The following is an 18,805-nucleotide window of genomic DNA, read 5'->3' as shown; positions in this document are numbered from 1 at the left end:
GTCGTTGCGGGTGGGGTGAGAAGAGGGATCAGCCCTCCATCATCTGCCGCAGCACATAGTGAAGGATGCCACCGTTCTTGAAGTAGGTGACCTCGGCACCGGTGTCCAGCCGGCTGATGCAGTTCACCCGCTCTTCCTTGCCGCCTTCCTTGCGGAACACCACCTCGATTTCCTGGCCGGGTTTGAGGTCGTTGCCCAGGTTGGGGATGTCCACTTCCTCGCTACCGTCCAGGTTCAGGGTTTTGCGGGTGGTGCCCTCGGGGAACTGCAGCGGCAGCACGCCCATGCCGATCAGGTTGGAGCGGTGAATGCGCTCGTAGCTCTCGGCGATCACCGCACGCACTCCCAGCAGGCGGGTGCCCTTGGCGGCCCAGTCGCGGCTCGAGCCGGTGCCGTATTCCTTGCCGGCCACCACCACGGTGGGAATGCCGTCTTTCTGGTAGCGCATGGCGGCGCCGTAGATGGGCATTTCCTCGCCGCCGGGCAGGTGCTTGGTGTAGCCGCCCTCGATGTCCGGCGTCATTTCGTTGCGAATGCGGATATTGGCGAAGGTGCCGCGCATCATCACCTCGTGGTTGCCGCGCCGGGAGCCGTAGGAGTTGAAGTCGATGGGCTCCACGTCGTGGCCCTGCAGGTAATGCCCGGCGGGGCTGTCCGCCTTGATGGCGCCGGCCGGGGAGATGTGGTCGGTGGTAATGGAATCGCCCAGCATCGCCAGGATGCGAGCGCTCTTCACCGGTTCCACGTCGTCCACTTCCTCGGTGAGGCCATCGAAGAACGGTGGGTTCTGGATGTAGGTGGATTTCGAATTCCATTCGTAGGTTTTGGATTCCGGAATCGGCAGGCTTTTCCAGGTCTCGTCGCCGTCGAACACACTGGCGTATTCTTTACTGAACATCTCCGTGTTCACCGCCACCATGGCATCCTGGATTTCCTTGCTGGAGGGCCACAGATCCTTCAGATAGACCTCGTTGCCGTCCTTGTCGCGGCCGATCGGGTCCTTGTCCATGTTGATGCGCACGGTGCCGGCCAGGGCGAAGGCCACTACCAGCGGCGGCGAGGCCAGCCAGTTGGTACGCACGCTCTGGTGAATCCGGCCCTCGAAGTTACGGTTGCCGGACAGCACCGAGGCCACGGTGAGGTCGCCCTCGGCGATGGCCTTGTCGATTTCGTCGGGCAGCGGCCCGGAATTGCCGATGCAGGTGGTACAGCCGTAGCCCACCAGGTCATAGCCGATCTGGTCCAGGTACTCCTGCAGACCGGCCTTGGCCAGGTAGTCGGTGACCACCTTGGAGCCCGGTGCCAGGGAGGTTTTTACCCAGGGTTTGCGGGTCAGTCCCTTCTCCACCGCCTTTTTGGCCACCAGGCCGGCGGCCAGCATGACGCTGGGGTTGGAGGTGTTGGTGCAGGAGGTGATGGCGGCGATCACCACGTCGCCATGGTCGAGATGGAAGGTCTGGCCGTCCATGGTCACCTCCACGCCGGAGCTCGGTTCGTGGTTGCCCACGGCGGTCTGGCCGCCTTCGCCCTCAAGCTTGGCGATTTCGCTGTCGTCCTTGTCCAGCTGCTCGGTGATGATGTCGGTAATGGTCTGCTTGATGCCGGTGAGCGGCACCCGGTCCTGGGGCCGTTTGGGGCCGGCCAGGCTGGGAACCACCTCGCCCAGGTCCAGCTCCAGGGTGTCGCTGAAAGCCGGTTCCGGGCTGTCGTTGTAGCGCCACAGCCCCTGCTGTTTACAGTAGGCTTCCACCAGCGCGATGTCCTGCTTGGGCCGACCGGTGAGTTCCAGGTATTCGATGGTGCGTTCGTCGATGGGGAAGAAGGCGCAGGTGGAGCCGAATTCCGGCGACATGTTGCCCATGGTGGCGCGGTCCGCCAGGCTCAGATCCGCCAGGCCCTCGCCGAAGAATTCCACGAACTTGCCGACCACGCCGCGCTGGCGGAGCATTTCGGTGACGGTAAGCACCAGGTCGGTGGCGGTGACGCCCTCGCGCAGCTTGCCGGTCATCTTGAAGCCCACTACTTCGGGGATCAGCATCGCCACAGGCTGGCCGAGCATGGCCGCTTCCGCCTCGATGCCACCCACGCCCCAGCCGAGCACGCCCAGGCCGTTGATCATGGTGGTGTGGGAGTCGGTGCCCACCAGGGTGTCGGGGTAGGCGAAGGTCTTGCCGTCGTCGGTGTCGCTGGACCACACACCGCGGCCCAGGTACTCCAGGTTCACCTGGTGGCAGATGCCGGTGCCCGGTGGCACCACGCGGAAGTTATTGAAGGCTTTCTGACCCCAGCGCAGGAACTGATAGCGCTCCTTGTTACGCTCGTATTCCTTCTCCACGTTCTGCTCGAACGCCTGCGGGTTGCCGAACTTGTCCACCATCACCGAGTGGTCGATGACCAGATCCACCGGCGCCAGCGGATTGATCCGCTCCGGGTCGCCGCCGGCCTTGGCGATGGCGTCGCGCATGGCCGCCAGATCCACCACGCCGGGCACGCCGGTGAAGTCCTGCATCAGCACGCGGGCCGGGCGGTAGTTGATCTCCCGGTCGGAGGCGCGCTTCTCGGGCCATCGCACCAGCGCCTCGATATCCTCGGCGGTGACGGTGTCGCCGTCTTCGTGGCGGAGCAGGTTTTCGAGAAGAACCTTGAGGGTAAAGGGAAGCTTGCTGAGATCACCCCAGCCCTTGTCGGCGACGGCGTTAAGATCGAAGTAATGATAGGTCTTGCCGCCGACGTCCAGGGTCTTGGCGCTGTTCAGGGTGTCCTGGCCAATCCGTGTCACTGCGCACCTCCTTAGTTGGCGAGTCGTTCGCTTGGGGGGTTGTAACTCCATGATAGTACGCCCTTATGGCGGGCACATGAACCAGCCCGGCGGGCCGTCGCGCCTATCGCCGCGATGGTCCCGGTCGATGCCGCGGCCAGGTCCGCCGTGGCCTGGCGGCGCCCGCCGGCGACCTGCCTGGACGGCGCGGTTTTACACCTTTTCGCAAAGTGGCCCGGTGAGCCGCGTTAGGCTGCGCGCAAATAGCGAGGAGGGAACCCATGTTCGACTGGATTTCACAACACCAGAAAGTACTGAGCGTGATGATCAGCTTCGGCACCCTGCTGATCTGGCTGGTCTATGCTCAGTTGCTGTACCAGAGCTACCGCCGCCAGCGGCGGCCGCGCATTGTCATCAACCGGGGCAAGCATCGCAGCGTCAACGCCCTGTGCCTGATCAGCAACATGAGCGCGGAATCGGTGTTCGTGGAGCACATCGTGGCGTGGCTGGAAACCGACCGGGGAGTGTTGCGCGCCGACGTCACCGAGTTGGAACAGGATTACGAGCAGGGCGACGAAGACCGCCAGCAGCGTCACGGCACGGCCCCGGATTCATTACGCGACAGCACCCGGCAGGGGCCGTTGGCGCCCGGCGAATTCCTGCATATCGGCGCTTTCGGGGATGTCATCGAGCGGGTCTGCCGGGCCCGGGGCGTGTCCCTGGAAGCGGGTGACGGCGACGAGCGCATCGTGCGGGCCCGGGCCCTGACCGTCCAGGTGGTGGCGATCTACGGTTCCGACGATCTTCCGATCGGCGTGGAGCGGCGCTTCCTGATCCACGAAACCAAGCGGGGCCATCTGCTGGTGCCGGACACCTGGGACAGCAAACGCCTGGCCAGCCGGCGCCAGCGGCGGCGCCTGCGTGACCTCATGGAAGAGCTGCGCAAGGAACAGTTGGCCGGGGATTGAGGAATCCGTTGTAATGGGGCTTTTGTGGAACAAGGGGGAAACACGATGCGGTTCGAGGCCGTGCATCCGGGCACCGTGGCGGTATGGCGAGTGCAGTCGCTGGTCGCGATCGCGGTGGCGTTGCTGGCGCTGGCGGCGTTGTTCGCGCCGCTGCTGGCCGGCGGCGCCCTGGCCATGGCGGCGTTGATCGCCTGGCTGGTGGCGCTGTTGGTGCTGGCGGCGCTGGGCTGGTGGTTGCCGGAGGCCTGGTACCGGCGCCTGCGGTATTGTCTGGATGAACGGGGCCTGAGCGTGGAGCGGGGGCTGCTGTGGCGCCACCGCATTACCGTGCCCCGGGTGCGGGTGCAGCATTCCGATGTCAGCCAGGGACCGCTGCAGCGTGTCTTCGGCGTGGCCACCCTGCGTTTGTACACCGCCGGTAGCCGTTTCACCGTGACCACCTTGCCGGGCCTGGAGCACGACACCGCCCTGGCGCTGCGTGAAAGGCTGCTCCGCGAGGGCGATGGCGATGCGGTATGAGAACGGCCACCCGGTGCCGGAACAGCGCCTGCATCCGCTGAGCTGGGTGTTCCACCTGGTCGGTGGGCTGGGTGCCTTGATCCCCCTGGGCATCGCCGCCGCCCTGGGCGCCGAGTGGGGGGGCGCCTTGTGGATGCTGGTGCCGCTGCTGTTGCTCGGCCCTCTGGCCGGGCTCTGGCACCAGTGGGTGTATCGCTACGATTACGGCCCGGACGGGCTGCTGATCCGCGAGGGGCTGGTGTTCCGCAACCTGCGCCAGATCGACTACCGGCGCATTGAGAACATCGATACCGAGCGCACCATATTACACCGCTTGCTGGGCGTGGCCGACGTCAAGGTGGAGACTTCCAGCGGCGGTGGCGCGGAGGCCACCATCCGGGTGTTGTCGGTGGCCGGCGCCCGGGCATTGAGCGAGGCGGTGTTCGCCCGCCGCCGGGCCCTGGGTGACGAGGAGCGCCAGGAGCACGAAGATGATCCGTCCGCTGACGCGGTTGCCTCGCCGCTGCTGCGGCTGCCGGTCAGTGAACTGATCCTCATGGGGCTGATCGACAACCGCAACCTGTTCTGGCTGGGGGCGGTGATTGGTTCGCTGTTCCAGGTGGCCGGGGTGGAGACCCTGGAGCGGCTGTTTGGCCCCGCGCTGCGCGATGCCGGGGTGGCCTACGTGAATCAGCTCGGCCTGGCGCTGAAGATTTTTCTGGTGCTGGCTACCCTGGTCGGCGTGCTGGTGGTCGCCAAGCTGCTGTCGGTGATCACCGCCCTGGTGCAGTACCACGATTACACCCTGGATCGGGACGGCGATGACCTGCGGGCCCGCCATGGCCTGTTCACCCGTCGCACGGTGACCCTGCGGGTGCCCCGCATCCAGGTGGTGCACCAGCTGGCCACGCCGCTGCACCGCCTGTTCCGGCGCGTGATGCTGCAGGTGGATCTGGCCGGCGGCGCCGCGGAGCCGGGCCAGAGCGGCGGCGCCCGGCCGCTGGCGCCGATCTGCCGCCCGGATCAGGTGAGTGGCCTGATCGACCGGGCGCTGCCGGGCCTGGATCGCGCCGCCCCGGACTGGCGGCCTTTGTCCTCGCGTACCCGCCGGCGCCTCACCCGCCTGTGGCTGTGGTGCTGGGCGCTGTTGAGCCTGCCGCCGGCGCTGTGGTGGTGGGGCTGGCCGGGGCTGGCGGTGCTGCCCGCCGGCCTGCCGGTGGCCCTGTTGCACGGCCATCTTTATGCTCGCTATACCCGCTGGGCGCTGACCCCGGACCTGCTGCTGTTCCACCGGGGCTGGCTGTGGCGCCGGCTGGCGGTGGTGCCGCGCAATCGTATTCAGACCGTGCGCCTGGCCCGCAATCCGTTCGACCGGCGCTACCGCATGACCGAGTTGGAAATCGACACCGCCGGTGGCGGCCTGGCCAAGCGCCGGGTGCGGCTGGCCTACCTGGACCGTGATGTCGCCGCCCGGCTCGCCGGGTCGCTATTGGAGTAAGCCATGCTGGAATGGATCACTTCGCCGGAGGCGTGGATCGCCCTGGCCACCCTGACCGCGCTCGAGATCGTGCTGGGCATCGACAACATCATCTTTCTGTCGATTCTGGTGGACCGGCTGCCGGAGAAGCAGCGCCCCAAGGCGCGCCTTATCGGCCTGTCCATGGCCATGGTGATGCGGCTGCTGTTGCTGGCCTCCCTGGCCTGGCTCACCAAACTCACCGCCGATCTGTTCACCGTGCTCGGCCAGGGCATCTCCGGGCGCGATCTGGTGCTGATCCTGGGCGGGCTGTTCCTGCTCGCCAAATCGGTGCTGGAGATCCACCATTCCATCGAGGACGCCGGCGAGGCCCCGCAGCTCGCCAAGGCGAAGGCCGGCGCCTCGTTCATGGTGATCCTGATTCAGATCGCGGTGCTGGACATGGTGTTCTCGCTGGACTCGGTGATCACCGCCGTGGGCATGGCCAATCACCTGGAAGTGATGGTGATCGCGGTGATCATCGCGGTGGGCTTCATGATGGTGTTCGCCAACGCCATCGGCCGCTTCATCACCGAGCACCCGACCCTGAAGATGCTGGCGCTGTCGTTCCTGGTGCTGGTGGGCACGGCGCTGATCGCCGACGGCCTGGAATTCCACATTCCCAAGGGCTACATCTACTTCGCCATGGCGTTTAGCTTCGGCGTCGAGATGCTCAACCTGCGCTTGCGCGCCAAGCGCAAGGCGACCGCCGTGGAGCCCTAGCGGGCCACCAGGAGCCGCTAGGGCTCCACGCGTTGCAGCTGGTCGAGCAGGCCCATTAGGGTTTTGTAGTTGTCGGCGCCGAGCTGGCGTTTGATGCGGCGGTATTGCTTGTGCATGTCGCCGCTCATGGCGTCGAACAGCCGATGGCCTTGCTCGGTGAGCGACACGCACAGGCGGCGTTGATCGTTGGCCGGCTTCCAGCGTTTCACGTAGCCGGTTTTCTCCAGGCGCACCAGCACGCCGGTGAGGCTGGGCCGCAGGATGCAGGCGATCTCCGCCAGTTCCCGGCTTTCCAGCTGGTGCTCGGGCACTTCCTTGAGAATGCGGATCACGCGCCATTGCTGTTCGGTGAGGCCGTGCTCGTTGAGCAGCGGGCGGAAAAAGCCCATGGCGGCCTCGCGGGCCTGAAGCAGGGCCACGGTCAAAGAAGGCGTGGGTTTGGCCATGCGTACGGAATGCTCCTTGGGTACGGCGCGGCGGCTCACGGGTCCGCCACGCACAGATACTTCAATTCCAGATAATCATCGATGCCGTGGCGCGAGCCTTCGCGGCCCAACCCGGATTCCTTGATGCCGCCGAAGGGGGCCAGTTCGGTCGAGATGATACCTTCGTTGACGCCGACCATGCCATATTCCAGCGCCTCCGCCACCCGCCAGGCACGCCCCGGATCGCCGCTGTAAAGATAGGCCGCCAGGCCCGAAGGGGTGTCGTTGGCCAGGGCCACGGCTTCCGCTTCGTCGTGGAAACGGAACACCGGCGCCAGGGGGCCGAAGGTTTCCTCCCGGGCCACGTGCATGGCCGGCGTCACTTCGCTGAGCACCGTGGGTTGGAAAAAGCCGCCGCCCAGTTCGTGGGGGCCGCCGCCGCACAGCAGCCGGGCGCCGCCCTGAATGGCGTCGTCCACATGGGCGCGCACCTTGGTGAGCGCGCCGGCGTGGATCAGCGGGCCCTGTTGCGCGTGGGCGTCGCTGGCCGGGCCCACCTTGAGCGCGGCCACCGCCCGCGCCAGCTTTTCGCAGAAAGCATCGTGGATGCCGTCCTGCACCAGAAAGCGGTTGGTGCACACGCAGGTCTGGCCGCTGTTGCGGAATTTCGACGCCAGGGCGCCGTCCACGGCGGCGTCCAGGTTGGCGTCGTCGAACACGATGAAGGGCGCGTTGCCGCCCAGTTCCAGGCTCAGTTTTTTCACCGTGTCGGCGCATTGCGCCATGAGCAGTTTGCCCACCGCCGTGGAGCCGGTGAACGACAGCTTGCGCACCCGCCGGTCTCCGGTGAGGCGGGCGCCGATGGCGGCGGCGTCACGCCCCGGCACCACATTGAACACCCCGGCGGGCAGGCCGGCGCGCCGCGCCAGCTCGGCCAGGGCCAGCGCCGACAGCGGCGTTTCTGGGTCCGGCTTGAGCACCAGGGTGCAGCCCGCCGCCAGGGCCGGGCCGGCCTTGCGGGTGACCATGGCACAGGGGAAATTCCAGGGGGTGATGGCCGCCACCACGCCCACCGGCTGTTTCAGGGTGACCAGTCGCCGCCCGGGTCGGTCGCCGGCCAGCAACTCGCCGTTGACGCGCTTGGCTTCCTCGGCGAACCATTCGATGAAGCTGGCGGCGTAGTCGATCTCGCCCCGGCTTTCCGCCAGCGGCTTGCCCTGTTCGCGGCTCAGCAGCCGGGCCAGGTCTTCCTTGTGCTCGACCATCAGATCGAACCAGCGGCGCAGCAGCCGCGAACGTTCCTTGGCGGGCCGTTGGCGCCAGGCGGGCAGAGCGCGGGCGGCGGCGTCGATGGCGCGGTCGGTGTCCGTGGCGCCGGCGTCCGCCACCTCGATGATCAGGCTCTGGTCCGCCGGGTCGCGCACCGGGAAACGGGCGCCGCCGTCGGCGTCGAGCCATTGGCCGTCGATACAGGCCTGGTCGCGCAACAGGCCGGTGTCGGCCAGGGCCAGGGGAGAGTCGGTCATGGCGATTCCTTGATGACGTCGGGCGCCGGTCAGTAAACGGAGGGGCCGGCGGGGGCCGGGGCGGCGTCGCCCTTGAATTCGGCGGCCAGGCCCTTGAGGGCGCCCATCAGCAGGCTGGTGTCCACGCCCACCGCCACGAACAGGCAGCCCAGTTCCAGGTAGCGCCTTGCCAGGTCCCGGTTGGCGTTGAGAATGCCGGCGGCCTTGCCGGCCCGGCGTATACGGGCGATGGCGTCCTCGATGGCGGCCTGCACATCCGGGTGCGCCGGGTTGCCCCGGTGCCCCAGGGAGGCGCTCAGGTCCGCCGGCCCGATGAAGACCCCGTCCACGCCGTCCACGGCGGCGATCTCGTCCAGGTTGTTCAGGGCCTCGGAGCTCTCGATCTGCACCAGCAGGCACATCTGATCATCGGCCTGGTCCAGGTAGCCGGGCACGCTGTTCCAGCGCGATGCCCGGGCCAGGGCGCTGCCCACGCCGCGCACGCCGCCCGGCGGGTAGCGCATGGCACGCACCAGCCCGCGGGCCTGGTCGGCGCTGTCCACCATGGGCACCAGCAGGGTCTGGGCGCCGATGTCCAGGTACTGCTTGATCAAGGCGGTGTCGCCCACCGGCGGGCGCAGTACCGGCTGGGCCGGGTAGGGCGCCACCGCCTGGAGTTGCGCCAGCAGGGTGCGCAGGTCGTTGGGCGCGTGCTCGCCGTCCATCAGCAGCCAGTCGAAGCCGGCGTTGGCGGCCAGCTCCGCGCAATAGGCGTCGCACAGCCCCAGCCACAGGCCGATTTGCGGGCGACCCTGGGCGAGCGCCTGTTTGAAGGTGTTTACGGGCATTTCCATCTGTCTGTCCTTAGACGAACCGGCAGGCGATGGCGCCCAGGTCGTCGTAATCCACGTGGAAGGTGTCGCCGGGGCGCACCGCCACAGGCCGGGTGAAGGAACCGCCCAGGATCAGCTGGCCCGCTTCCAGGCCCACATCGTAGGGTGCCAGGCGGTTGGCCAGCCAGGCCACGCCCTTGGCCGGGTGGTTGAGCACGGCGGCGGCAACGCCGGATTCCTCGATCACGCCGTTGCGGTAGAGGATCGCGGAAACCCGGCGCAGGTCCAGGTCCATGGGCCGGATCGGGCGGCCGCCCATCACCACGCCGGCGTTGGCGGCGTTGTCGGATATGGTGTCGAACACCTTGCGGGTGACGCCGCTTTCCTCGTCCACCTGCTGGATGCGCGCATCAATGATTTCCAGCGCCGGAATCACGTACTCGGTGGCGTCGAACACATCGAAGATGGTGCAGTTCGGTCCCTTGAGCGGCTTGCCGAGGATGAACGCCAGTTCCACCTCCAGGCGTGGCACGATAAAGCGATCGATGGGAATGTCGGTGCCCTCGTCGAACAGCATGTCATCGAGCAGGGCGCCGTAATCCGGCTCGCTGATGTTCGACGATACCTGCATGGCCCGTGACGTGAGGCCGATCTTGTGGCCGATCAGCTTACGGCCATCGGCGATTTTCTTTTCCACCCAGGCGCGCTGGATGGCGTAGGCGTCCTCGATGGTGATGTCCGGATGGTCCAGGGAGAACTGGCGGACCTGCGTGCGTTGCCGCTCGGCGTCGTCGAGCCGTTGCGCGGCCTGGCGGATGAAAGCATCGTCGAGCATCAGCGCTCCCCCTTGAGAAAGGCGTGGATGTTGTTGTGTTTGAAGTTGAGATCCGGGTCCAGCTCGGTCATCTCGAAGGACACCGCCAGCAGGCGTTTTTCCTGCAGCGGCGCGAAGTGGGCCTTGATCGCCTCGAACAGGGTTTCGGCGACCGCTTTGCGGGTTTCCAGGTCGCGGCCACTGCCCACCTTCAGGCTCATATGGACGAAGGCGTAGTCGTGCTCGCCGTCGGCGATGCGGTAGGTATCGTGGCGGATGGCGCGGCTGCGGATGCCGCCCAGCGGGAATACGCCGGACTCACCGAGCACCCGGTGCACGGTTTCGAACAGGGCGGGGAAGTCCGTTTCGTCTTCCAGGTTGGCGCTGTATTCGGCGATGAAATGGGGCATGAGAGTTCTCCTTGAATGATGATCGCGGCGGTATCGTGGCTAAAGCGGAACGCCGCCCGGCCGCTCCTACAGCGATATACAGAGCCTCGTAGGAGCGGCTTTAGCCGCGATGGGTTCACCAGGGCAGCGGAAAGACGGCGTTGATCTGCCCGGTGCCGGAGCTGGCGTACAGATCGGTGAGCACTTCCACCGGCCGGTCGTAGTCCTCGCCGCCAAGCAGCCCCAGCAGCATGGCGGTGTCGTGCATGCCGCCCTCGCCGTAACAGTGTTCGGCGTAGTCCGGCAGCATGGCGCAGAATTCCTTGAAGCGGCCCTGCTTCCACAGCTCCACCACGCGCAGATCCATCTGCCGGTCGAACTCGCGGCTCCATTTGTGCAGGTTCTGGTCGGCCAGCCGGTCGTCGGAGAAGCGGTGCGACAGGGAGCCGGACGCCAGCACCGCCACCTTGCGGTCGCTGGCCTCGATGGCGCGGCGCACGGCGGCGCCGAAGGTGAAGCTGTCCTCCAGCCGGTGCCAGGCGCACCAGGACGCCACCGACACCACCTTCAAATGCTGTTCCCGGGGCACGTCCATGTGCATGTAGCGCATCGGCACCAGGGTGCCGTACTCCAGGTGCAGGCTGGGAATATTGTGGGCCCGGGTGCGCACGTCGGCGGCGTTGGCCTGCTCGGCGATGAGTTCGCCCAGGTCCGGGGCGCCGTCGTACTGGTAGTGCATGTCCTTGATGAAGTGCGGCAGCTCGTTGCTGGTGTAGATGCCCTCGAACCGTTCACCGCAATTGATGTGGTAGCCGCTGTTGACCAGCCAGTGCACGTCGAACACCAGGGCGGTGTCGGCGCCCAGCTCGCGGGCGCGGCGGCCGATTTCCTTGTGGCCGTCGATGGCCGCCTGCCGGCACCCCTGATGGGGCCCCGGCAGTTCGGACAGATACATGGACGGCACGTGGCAGATCTTGGCGGCGAGAACGACCTCTCCCATTGTTTTTCTCCTTATCGCCGTGCCGGGGTCAGACGCCCCAGCGCGGAATGTGATGGTGGCCCATGGCGACGCAGACGTTCTTCACCTCGGTGAACACCTCGAAGCTGTATTCACCGCCCTCGCGGCCGGTGCCGGATTGTTTGATGCCACCGAACGGCTGGCGCAGGTCGCGCACGTTCTGGCTGTTGATGAACACCATGCCCGCCTCGATGCCGCGCGCCACCCGGTGGGCCTTGGCCAGGTTCTCGGTCCAGACGTAGGAGGCCAGGCCGTACTGCACGTCGTTGGCCAGTTCCAGGGCGTGGGCCTCGTCGGTGAACCTGCCCAGGCACACCACCGGGCCGAAGATTTCCTCCTGGCAAATGCGCATTTTGTTGTCCACGTCGGCGAACACCGTGGGCTGGATGAACTGGCCGTTGGCGACCCGGTCGGGCAAACCCTCGGGACGCTCCAGGCCACCGGCCACCAGTTTGGCGCCTTCCTCGATGCCGATGCGGATGTAGCCGGTGACTTTTTCGTAGTGCTGCCCGGTGATCATGGAGCCCACCTGCGTGTCCGGGTTTTCCGGATCGCCCACCTTCAGTTTTTTGGCCCGTTCGGCGAACTTCTTCACGAACTCGTCGTAGACGCTTTCCTGAATGAAGATGCGGCTACCGGCGGTGCAGCGCTCGCCGTTCAGCGAGAAGATGGTGAACAGGGCGGCGTCCAGGGCGCGATCCAGATCCGCGTCCTCGAACACCAGCACCGGCGACTTGCCGCCCAGTTCCATGGAGTATTTCTTCATGCCGCCGTTCTGAACGATCTTGCGGCCGGTGGCGGTGCCGCCGGTGAAGGACACGGCGCGCACGTCCGGGTGGCGCACCAGGGCGTCGCCGGCGGTGGACCCGTAACCCTGAATCACGTTGAACACGCCGTCCGGGATGCCCGCCTCCTTGGTCAACTTGCCCAGCTCGGCGGCGGTCATCGGCGACAGCTCGGACATCTTGAGCACGGCGGTGTTGCCCAGTGCCAGGCAGGGGGCGGTCTTCCAGGTGGCGGTCATGAACGGCACGTTCCACGGCGACACCAATGCGCACACTCCCACCGGCTGGTGCAGGGTGTAGTTGAGCATCTGGTCATCCACCGGGTAGGTGTGGCCGTTCATGCGCGTGCAGACTTCGGCGAAAAAGTTGAAGTTGTGCGAGGCGCGGGGGATCAGCACGTTCCTGGTCTGGTGGATCGGCAGGCCGGTATCCAGGGTCTCCAGTTCCGCCAGGCGCGGCACGTTTTCGTCGATCAGCTCGCCGAGGCGGCGCATCAGCCGGGCCCGTTCCTTGGCCGGGGTGTTGGCCCAGCCGGGAAAGGCGGCCTTGGCGGCGGCCACCGCTTCGTTGACTTCCTTCTCGGTGCCGCTGGCCACCGGGCCGATCACTTCGCCGGTGGCCGGGTTGATGTTGTCGAACGTTTCCGGGCTTTCCACTTCCCGGCCGTTAATCCAATGCTTGATCACGATGACTGCTCCTTCGCGTTCTTGAAGAATTCACTTTCGCTGAGCATGGTGTTGCGCAGCCGACCAATGCCCTCGATCTCCACGTCCACCACGTCGCCGGGTTGCACGTCCGCCATGCCCTTGGGCGTGCCGGTGGCGATCATGTCGCCGGGCTGCAGGGTCATGAAGCCGGACAGGTATTCGATCAGGAAGGGCACGTCGAAAATCATGTCGGCGGTGCTGCCTTCCTGTTTCAGTTCGCCGTTGATGTAGGTGCGCAGGGTCAGGTTGTTGGGCTCCGGAACCTGGCTCCTGTCGATGATCCAGGGGCCCACCGGGGTGGTGCTGTCACGGTTTTTCACGCGCAGGTTGGGCCGGTAGTAATTTTCCAGGTAGTCGCGGATGGCGTAGTCGTTGCACAGGGTGTAGCCGGCCACGTACTCCAGGGCGTCGGCGCGGCTGACGTTACGCGCGGTCTTGCCGATCACCGCCACCAGCTCGCACTCGTAGTGCATGTAATCCACGTTGTCCGGGCGCCAGCTGTAACCGTCGTGGCCGGTGTAGGCGTTGGGCGCCTTGACGAACACCAGGGGTTCCTTGGGTGCCGATTTGAAGCTCAGTTCGGCGGCGTGGTCGGCGTAGTTGAGGCCCAGGGCGAACATGGTGCCGGTGGCCGGCGGCAGCCAGGTCACCTGGCCGGCGTCGAGCGGCGTGCCGTCGGCCAGCAGGATATCGCCGTCGTCGTTGACGGTGACGTCGAGCACTTCGCCGTTATGCCGGATGCGAGCGTGTTTCATGAGCGGTCTCCTTCCCGGGGGGCGCCTTCTTCCGTCACGAACGACACCAGAGTGCCGACCCGGTCGATTTCCACCGCCACTTCGTCGCCGGGCTGGACGTCCACACGGCCCGCCGGCACGCCGGCGATCAGCACGTCGCCTTCGTGCAGGGTCATGAATTCGCTGAGCTCGGCGATCAGGCGCGCCACCGGGCGCACGAAATTGGCGGTATTGCCTTCCTGTTTGAGTTCGCCGTTAACGGACAGCCGCACGGCCAGGCCAGCCGGGTCGCCCACTTCGTCGGCGCTGGTTACCCAGGGGCCCAGCGGGCAGAAGCCGTCCCGGCATTTGGCCTTCACCGCTGGCCGGTAGTAGCTGTCCTCCGGCAGGCTGAACTCGTTGACCACGGTGTAGCCGGCCACGTAATCCAGGGCATCCGTTTCGCGGACGCGGCTGGCGCTTTTACCGATCACCACGCCCAGGGATGGGCCCGGTTGCAGACGCTCTCCGGCGGGCCGCGACACTGCCCGTTGATGTCCGTTACGGGTGTTCGGAGTCTTGATGAACAGCACCGGTCTTGTCGGCGGCTTTTCGTAGGGGGGATGGTTGAAGCTGTCCAGGTGGGACTCCAGCAAGGCCCGGTCATTGAGAGCGATGCCGAACATGGTGCCGGACACCGGCGGCAGCCAGCGCAGGCGGTCGGTGCCGACCAGGTCGCCGTTGGCGCGACGCAGGCCATCGTCGTCGACCGTGACGGCGACCGGGTCGCCGTTGATTTCCACGAGAGCGTGGCGCATGGGAACTCCTGTTTGTTCTTTGCTGGATTTTGTACATTAAGATGTTAATGAATTCAAGCGGCCGGCGCGATCGGTTATGCTGGGTTCCGGAGAGCCCTATGAAGAACAATGAACCGATTCCCAACATCAACATCGGCCAGGTGTACGACCAGCGCTACGCCGATGCCGAGGTGCACTACGACGCCCTGGGACCGATGGCGGATTTCTTTGGCCGCAACATGCCGGCCCATCGCCACGATCGTTTTTTCCAGGTGCACTTCGTCAAAAGCGGTTTGGTGCGCGTCTACCTGGACGAACGCCAGCATCACCAGCACGGGCCCCTGTTCTTTCTTACGCCGCCCACGGTGACCCATGCTTTCGTGACCCAGGCGGACGCCGACGGCCACGTGCTCACCGTGCGCCAGCAGCTGGTTTGGAGCCTGCTGGAGGAAAGTGGTGATCTCGCCGATCCCACCGAAGTGCGGCCGCTGTGCGTGGCCCGCGCGCAATTGGAACCGCACCGGCACGCCGAACTGGAGCGCCTGGAGCGGTTGTTCGACGCGCTCGGCGACGAAGCCGCCAGCGACGGCCCCGGGCGTGAAGTGGCGGTGCGCAGCCTGGCGCGGCTGATCTTCATCCGTCTGTTCCGGTTGTCCTCCAGTGCGTTGCCGTCGCAGCCGGCCCGCCATGAGGACCTGGCGGTGTTTCAGCGTTTCCAGATGCTGATCGAGGACCACCACGCGCATCATTGGACGCTCTCCCAGTATGCCGAGGCCCTGGATATCACCGAGAACCGGCTTAACGAGATCTGCCGGCGCACCGCCGGCAAGCCCAGCAAGCGGCTGGTGTTCGACCGGCGGGTCCAGGAGGCGCGGCGGCTGCTGATCTTCACCACCGCTTCCATCAACGAGATCGGCTACCGCCTGGGTTTCAACGATCCGGCCTACTTTTCCCGCTTCTTCACCCGTGAGACGGGCATGACGCCGGGGCGCTATCGCCGCCACAACCGGCGCGGCTGATCGTCTCAGCCCGGGCGTCGGGTATTGGCCTCGAAGAACGCCGCCAGTTCATCCACCGCCTCGAACGGCAGCACCTGGGACACATAGTGGTCCGGGCGCACCACGATCACGGCGCCGCCACGGTCGACGCCGCGCGCCTCGAAGATGTCGCGCTCCGGGTCGATGGCGTAAACCTTTTCGTAGTCGGTGAGCTGGAAGGGGCCCACCCGGGGTTGGAACAGCGGCGGAATGGACGGGCCGAACTCCACTTCGCCGTGGGGTTGCTGATAGATCACCTTGATGTCGAACAGGCTGTCCAGATCGGCGCCGTCCGGGGTAAAGCGCGCCACCGGCGAGGCGGCGGCGTTGAGCACCCATTCCGCCCAGTCGTTCAGCCGTTCGGCGCCGGCGTCGGCGAAGGCATAGATCCGCCAGCGGCCGTCAGCGGTGGCGTGGTGGCCCAGGTGCACATCGTTGCCGTCGCAGACCCGCATCACCGGCGCCGATTTAAAGCGCTTGCCCACCGGGAAACCGGTGGCCAGTGACTGGTGGCGGGTGTCGCCGGTGATCATGGAGGGGCGGTACTCGGTCATGAAGCCGGCGGGAAATTCCGCGGTTTTCACATAGAAGTCCGCCAGTTCCTTGGGGTCCTCGAAGTCCTCGGTGGGCCTGGCCATCAGGCTCGACCACTCGCGGTCGAAGTCGATCAGGTTCTGGGCCACCTCCTGGCGTTCCTCGGAATAGGTGGCCAGCAGTTCCGCCGGCGCCTGGCCGGACAGCACCTGACCCAATTTCCAGGCGATGTTCCAGCCGTCCTGCATGGAGACGTTCATGCCCTGGCCGGCCTTGGCACTGTGGGTATGGCAGGCGTCGCCGGCGATAAAGACGCGCGGCGCATGCCGGCCCTCGTCACCCGGGTCCACGTCGTCGAACTTGTCGGTGACCCGGTGGCCCACCTCGTAGACCGTGTACCAGGCACAGTCCTTCACCTCCAGCGTGTAGGGATGGAGGATGCGGTTGGCCTTGGCCACGGTGGTCTCCAGGGTGGTCTGGCGCACCTGACGGTTGTCGTCGGCGGACACCTCGCCCAGGTCCACGTACATGCGGAACAAATGGCCGCCTTCGCGGGGAATGTGCAGGATACTGCCGCCGCTGGCGGACTGGATCGCGCATTTGGTGCGGATGTCCGGGAAGTCGGTGGTGGCGAGTACGTCCATCACGCCCCAGGCGTGGTTGGCCACCTTGCCCACGTGCTGGCGGCCAATGGCCTCGCGCACCTTGCTGTGGGCGCCGTCGCAGCCGACCACGTATTTGGCGCGCACGGTGCGTTCCTCGCCTTCCCGTTCGCCGCTCACATGCCGCAGGGTCACGGTGACCGGGTATTCGGCGGCCCGGTCGATGTCCAGGCCGACAAACTCCAGACCGTAGTCCGGCGTGATGCGCGCCGGGGCGTTGCGGGCGAATTCGGCGAAGTAATCCAGAACCCGGGCCTGATTAACGATCAGATGAGGGAATTCGCTGATCTCGCCGGTGCCGTCATCCAGCGCCACCGAGGCGCGGGTGATGTTGTCCGGGTTGGCCGGGTCCGGGGACCAGAACGCCATTTCCGTGATCCGGTAGGCCTCGTCGGTGATGCGCCCGGCGAAGCCGAATGCCTGGAAAGTCTCCACGCTGCGTGCCTGGATGCCGTCGGCCTGGCCCAGTTTCAGGCGGCCCGGGCGGCGCTCGACAATGCGGGTGGTGACGTTCGGGTATTTAGCCAGTTGCGCGGCGGCGATCATGCCCGCCGGGCCGCTGCCGACGATCAGCACGTCGACGTGCTCGGGCAGGTCCGCGGGACGGTCGATGCCGGTGCCGGCGGCGTCCTCGACGCGGGGGTCGCTGGAAACGTAACCGTGATGATGGAACTGCACTGGGATTTCTCCTTTGTTTTTCTGATCGGCCTTGCCAGCTTCATCGCGACTGAAGTCGCTCCTACGCAATCTCCAAGCCACGGAGGCGACCGTGATGAACCGTTGTTTGCGTTGCTTTTTTCATCATCGGCGAGAGAAGAGGGGAGTCCCAGGTGTTTTCCGAGGGAAAAATTGCACTTTTCAACGGCGGGGTGCGCGAATGTATACCTACCCGGGAAGGAAACGATTTTATTCATGCCGGCGCATTGACCGGCCGCTCGGAGGCTGTTTAGTATTCATTAACAAATTAATGGATTGCGGCGTGCCCGGCATGGGCGTCGCCATCAAGAACAACAAGCAAAGACAGACGAGGTCATCATGAAAGCAAGCATAAGAAACCTCCCCCTCTGGATTGCCGGCACCGCCCTGAGCCTGACCCTGGGGCTGACCGGTGCCCACGCCGACGACACCGTTACTCTGCGTATCGAGCATTTCCTGCCGGCCAACTCCAACGCCCAGCAGAACGTGATCGAACCCTGGTGCGAGGACATGAAGGCGGCGTCGGACGGTCGCATCCAATGCGAGATCTATCCCTCCATGCAGCTCGGCGGTACGCCGGGACAATTGGCGGACATGGCGCGCAACGGCGTGGTGGACGTGGTGTGGACAGCGCTGGGTTACTCCGCCGGCCGTTTCCCGCGCAGCGAGGCGCTGGAATTGCCGTTCGTTTTGCCGGCCGGTGGCGAGACCGCCAGCCGCATCATCTGGGACTATTCCACGACCTACGCCAAGGATGATTTCAAGGACTACAAGGTGCTGGCGGTGTACAGCGATGGCGGCGGCACCCTGCACACCGCGAAGAAGCCGGTGAGCAACCTGGATGATGTGAAGGGCCTGCGGATTCGCGCTTCCACCCGGCTGGCATCCCGCTTTCTCACCTCCGTGGGCGCCACGCCGGTGAGCATGCCGCCGTCGCAAATCGCCGACACCTTGTCCAAGGGGGTGATCGACGGCGCCCTGGCGGTATGGGAAGTGGTACCGCCCACCAAGCTGGACGAAACCACCTTCCATCACATGCAAACGGCACCGGATCAGGCCACCACCACGGTGACCACCCTGGCCATGCTGATGAACCAGCAGCGCTACCAGGGCTTGCCGGACGACCTGAAAAAGATCGTCGACGAGTACAGTGGCGAGGCGCTTACCGTGCGCTTCGGCAAGGCCTGGGATCAGGCCATCGATCAGGTGAAAAACCGCATCGCCGCCGACGACAAGCACACCATCGTTACCCTGGACGACGCCGCCTATCGGGCCATGGTTCAGGCCTCGCAAAGCGTGGTCGATGACTGGGTGGGCAACGACGACGGCGGCCTGGACCGCCAGGCCCTGTTCGACGGCCTTCAGAAAACGGTCAAGCAACACACCCCGGAACTGGCGCGCTGAAGCGCGCCTCCCTGTGAGCGGAG

At 65.8% G+C, this 18,805-nt stretch carries 17 protein-coding genes; 6 read left to right on the top strand and 11 right to left on the bottom strand.

All coding sequences use genetic code 11. The features are described from left to right. Window positions 1-28 precede the first annotated feature (28 nt). Complete coding sequence (acnA, locus tag JF515_RS13875) at window positions 29-2,779, bottom strand: aconitate hydratase AcnA (protein ID WP_338015226.1); 2,751 nt, start codon at window positions 2,777-2,779, stop codon at window positions 29-31. Between the two features lie 260 nt (window positions 2,780-3,039). Here acnA and JF515_RS13870 point away from each other — a divergent pair, with 260 nt between their 5' ends. From JF515_RS13870 to JF515_RS13855, 4 genes are read left to right on the top strand one after another with little or no spacing between them, the layout of a single operon-like run. Further along, complete coding sequence (locus JF515_RS13870) at window positions 3,040-3,726, top strand: hypothetical protein (RefSeq protein WP_203105053.1); 687 nt, start codon at window positions 3,040-3,042, stop codon at window positions 3,724-3,726. 45 nt (window positions 3,727-3,771) lie between these two features. Further along, window positions 3,772-4,245 (top strand): PH domain-containing protein, encoded by a 474-nt coding sequence (locus tag JF515_RS13865; RefSeq protein ID WP_203105052.1) that lies wholly within the window; start codon window positions 3,772-3,774, stop codon window positions 4,243-4,245. Then, window positions 4,235-5,722 carry a PH domain-containing protein gene (locus tag JF515_RS13860; RefSeq protein WP_203105051.1) on the top strand — a complete coding sequence of 496 codons (1,488 nt, stop codon included), beginning with the start codon at window positions 4,235-4,237 and terminating at the stop codon, window positions 5,720-5,722. Before JF515_RS13865 ends, JF515_RS13860 begins: the two co-directional genes overlap by 11 nt. Before the next feature lie 3 nt (window positions 5,723-5,725). Beyond that, window positions 5,726-6,463, top strand: a complete 738-nt coding sequence (locus tag JF515_RS13855) for a TerC family protein (RefSeq protein ID WP_203105050.1) — start codon at window positions 5,726-5,728, stop codon at window positions 6,461-6,463. A 17-nt stretch (window positions 6,464-6,480) separates the two neighbouring features. Here JF515_RS13855 and hpaR read toward each other — a convergent pair whose 3' ends face one another. From hpaR to JF515_RS13810, 9 genes are all read right to left on the bottom strand, one after another. Continuing rightward, entirely contained in the window at window positions 6,481-6,909 is a 429-nt protein-coding gene (hpaR, locus tag JF515_RS13850; RefSeq protein WP_203105049.1) for a homoprotocatechuate degradation operon regulator HpaR, read from the bottom strand. A gap of 35 nt (window positions 6,910-6,944) precedes the next feature. Further along, window positions 6,945-8,414: an NAD-dependent succinate-semialdehyde dehydrogenase gene (locus JF515_RS13845; protein ID WP_238401081.1), complete on the bottom strand. Its 1,470-nt coding sequence runs from the start codon at window positions 8,412-8,414 to the stop codon at window positions 6,945-6,947. A gap of 29 nt (window positions 8,415-8,443) precedes the next feature. Further along, a complete protein-coding gene (gene hpaI, locus JF515_RS13840; protein WP_203105048.1) occupies window positions 8,444-9,247 on the bottom strand; it encodes a 4-hydroxy-2-oxoheptanedioate aldolase in 804 nt (267 codons plus the stop codon). 10 nt (window positions 9,248-9,257) lie between these two features. Beyond that, window positions 9,258-10,061 (bottom strand): 2-oxo-hept-4-ene-1,7-dioate hydratase, encoded by an 804-nt coding sequence (gene hpaH, locus JF515_RS13835; protein ID WP_203105047.1) that lies wholly within the window; start codon window positions 10,059-10,061, stop codon window positions 9,258-9,260. After that, on the bottom strand, window positions 10,061-10,450 hold the full coding sequence (locus JF515_RS13830) for a 5-carboxymethyl-2-hydroxymuconate Delta-isomerase (RefSeq protein WP_203105046.1): 390 nt from the start codon (window positions 10,448-10,450) through the stop codon (window positions 10,061-10,063). The genes hpaH and JF515_RS13830 overlap by 1 nt, the downstream gene beginning before the upstream one ends. A gap of 115 nt (window positions 10,451-10,565) precedes the next feature. Then, complete coding sequence (gene hpaD, locus JF515_RS13825) at window positions 10,566-11,429, bottom strand: 3,4-dihydroxyphenylacetate 2,3-dioxygenase (RefSeq protein ID WP_203105045.1); 864 nt, start codon at window positions 11,427-11,429, stop codon at window positions 10,566-10,568. Window positions 11,430-11,457: 28 nt separating this feature from the next. Continuing rightward, window positions 11,458-12,918, bottom strand: coding sequence for a 5-carboxymethyl-2-hydroxymuconate semialdehyde dehydrogenase (gene hpaE, locus JF515_RS13820; protein ID WP_203105044.1), 1,461 nt, complete (start codon window positions 12,916-12,918; stop codon window positions 11,458-11,460). Then, on the bottom strand, window positions 12,915-13,694 hold the full coding sequence (locus JF515_RS13815) for a fumarylacetoacetate hydrolase family protein (RefSeq protein WP_203105043.1): 780 nt from the start codon (window positions 13,692-13,694) through the stop codon (window positions 12,915-12,917). Before JF515_RS13815 ends, hpaE begins: the two co-directional genes overlap by 4 nt. Continuing rightward, complete coding sequence (locus JF515_RS13810; RefSeq protein WP_203105042.1) at window positions 13,691-14,470, bottom strand: fumarylacetoacetate hydrolase family protein; 780 nt, start codon at window positions 14,468-14,470, stop codon at window positions 13,691-13,693. Before JF515_RS13810 ends, JF515_RS13815 begins: the two co-directional genes overlap by 4 nt. 98 nt (window positions 14,471-14,568) lie before the next feature. On the opposite strand from JF515_RS13810, the gene hpaA reads away from it, so the two are divergent. Further along, on the top strand, window positions 14,569-15,468 hold the full coding sequence (hpaA, locus tag JF515_RS13805; RefSeq protein ID WP_203105041.1) for a 4-hydroxyphenylacetate catabolism regulatory protein HpaA: 900 nt from the start codon (window positions 14,569-14,571) through the stop codon (window positions 15,466-15,468). Between the two features lie 5 nt (window positions 15,469-15,473). On the opposite strand, the gene JF515_RS13800 is transcribed toward hpaA, so the two are convergent. Further along, window positions 15,474-17,360, bottom strand: coding sequence for an FAD-dependent monooxygenase (locus JF515_RS13800; protein WP_203105040.1), 1,887 nt, complete (start codon window positions 17,358-17,360; stop codon window positions 15,474-15,476). 357 nt (window positions 17,361-17,717) lie between these two features. On the opposite strand from JF515_RS13800, the gene JF515_RS13795 reads away from it, so the two are divergent. Beyond that, on the top strand, window positions 17,718-18,782 hold the full coding sequence (locus JF515_RS13795; protein WP_203105039.1) for a TRAP transporter substrate-binding protein: 1,065 nt from the start codon (window positions 17,718-17,720) through the stop codon (window positions 18,780-18,782). Window positions 18,783-18,805: the final 23 nt, after the last annotated feature.

This window comes from Alloalcanivorax marinus, assembly GCF_016785095.1.
Classification (GTDB): Bacteria; Pseudomonadota; Gammaproteobacteria; order Pseudomonadales; family Alcanivoracaceae; genus Alloalcanivorax; species Alloalcanivorax marinus_A.
The sequence above is the reverse complement of the archived record's forward strand: the minus strand, read 5'-3'. Positions and strand labels throughout refer to the sequence as shown.

Excerpts from the sequence above, each read along its gene's own strand:
- JF515_RS13865 (WP_203105052.1), top strand. The coding sequence starts at position 3,772 with ATGCGGTTCGAGGCCGTGCATCCGGGCACCGTGGCGGTATGGCGAGTG.
- hpaR (WP_203105049.1), bottom strand. The coding sequence starts at position 6,909 with ATGGCCAAACCCACGCCTTCTTTGACCGTGGCCCTGCTTCAGGCCCGC.
- hpaH (WP_203105047.1), bottom strand. The coding sequence starts at position 10,061 with ATGCTCGACGATGCTTTCATCCGCCAGGCCGCGCAACGGCTCGACGAC.
- JF515_RS13860 (WP_203105051.1), top strand. The coding sequence starts at position 4,235 with ATGCGGTATGAGAACGGCCACCCGGTGCCGGAACAGCGCCTGCATCCG.
- JF515_RS13830 (WP_203105046.1), bottom strand. The coding sequence starts at position 10,450 with ATGCCCCATTTCATCGCCGAATACAGCGCCAACCTGGAAGACGAAACG.
- JF515_RS13810 (WP_203105042.1), bottom strand. The coding sequence starts at position 14,470 with ATGCGCCACGCTCTCGTGGAAATCAACGGCGACCCGGTCGCCGTCACG.
- JF515_RS13855 (WP_203105050.1), top strand. The coding sequence starts at position 5,726 with ATGCTGGAATGGATCACTTCGCCGGAGGCGTGGATCGCCCTGGCCACC.
- JF515_RS13795 (WP_203105039.1), top strand. The coding sequence starts at position 17,718 with ATGAAAGCAAGCATAAGAAACCTCCCCCTCTGGATTGCCGGCACCGCC.
- JF515_RS13845 (WP_238401081.1), bottom strand. The coding sequence starts at position 8,414 with ATGACCGACTCTCCCCTGGCCCTGGCCGACACCGGCCTGTTGCGCGAC.
- JF515_RS13870 (WP_203105053.1), top strand. The coding sequence starts at position 3,040 with ATGTTCGACTGGATTTCACAACACCAGAAAGTACTGAGCGTGATGATC.
- JF515_RS13815 (WP_203105043.1), bottom strand. The coding sequence starts at position 13,694 with ATGAAACACGCTCGCATCCGGCATAACGGCGAAGTGCTCGACGTCACC.
- hpaD (WP_203105045.1), bottom strand. The coding sequence starts at position 11,429 with ATGGGAGAGGTCGTTCTCGCCGCCAAGATCTGCCACGTGCCGTCCATG.
- hpaI (WP_203105048.1), bottom strand. The coding sequence starts at position 9,247 with ATGGAAATGCCCGTAAACACCTTCAAACAGGCGCTCGCCCAGGGTCGC.
- hpaA (WP_203105041.1), top strand. The coding sequence starts at position 14,569 with ATGAAGAACAATGAACCGATTCCCAACATCAACATCGGCCAGGTGTAC.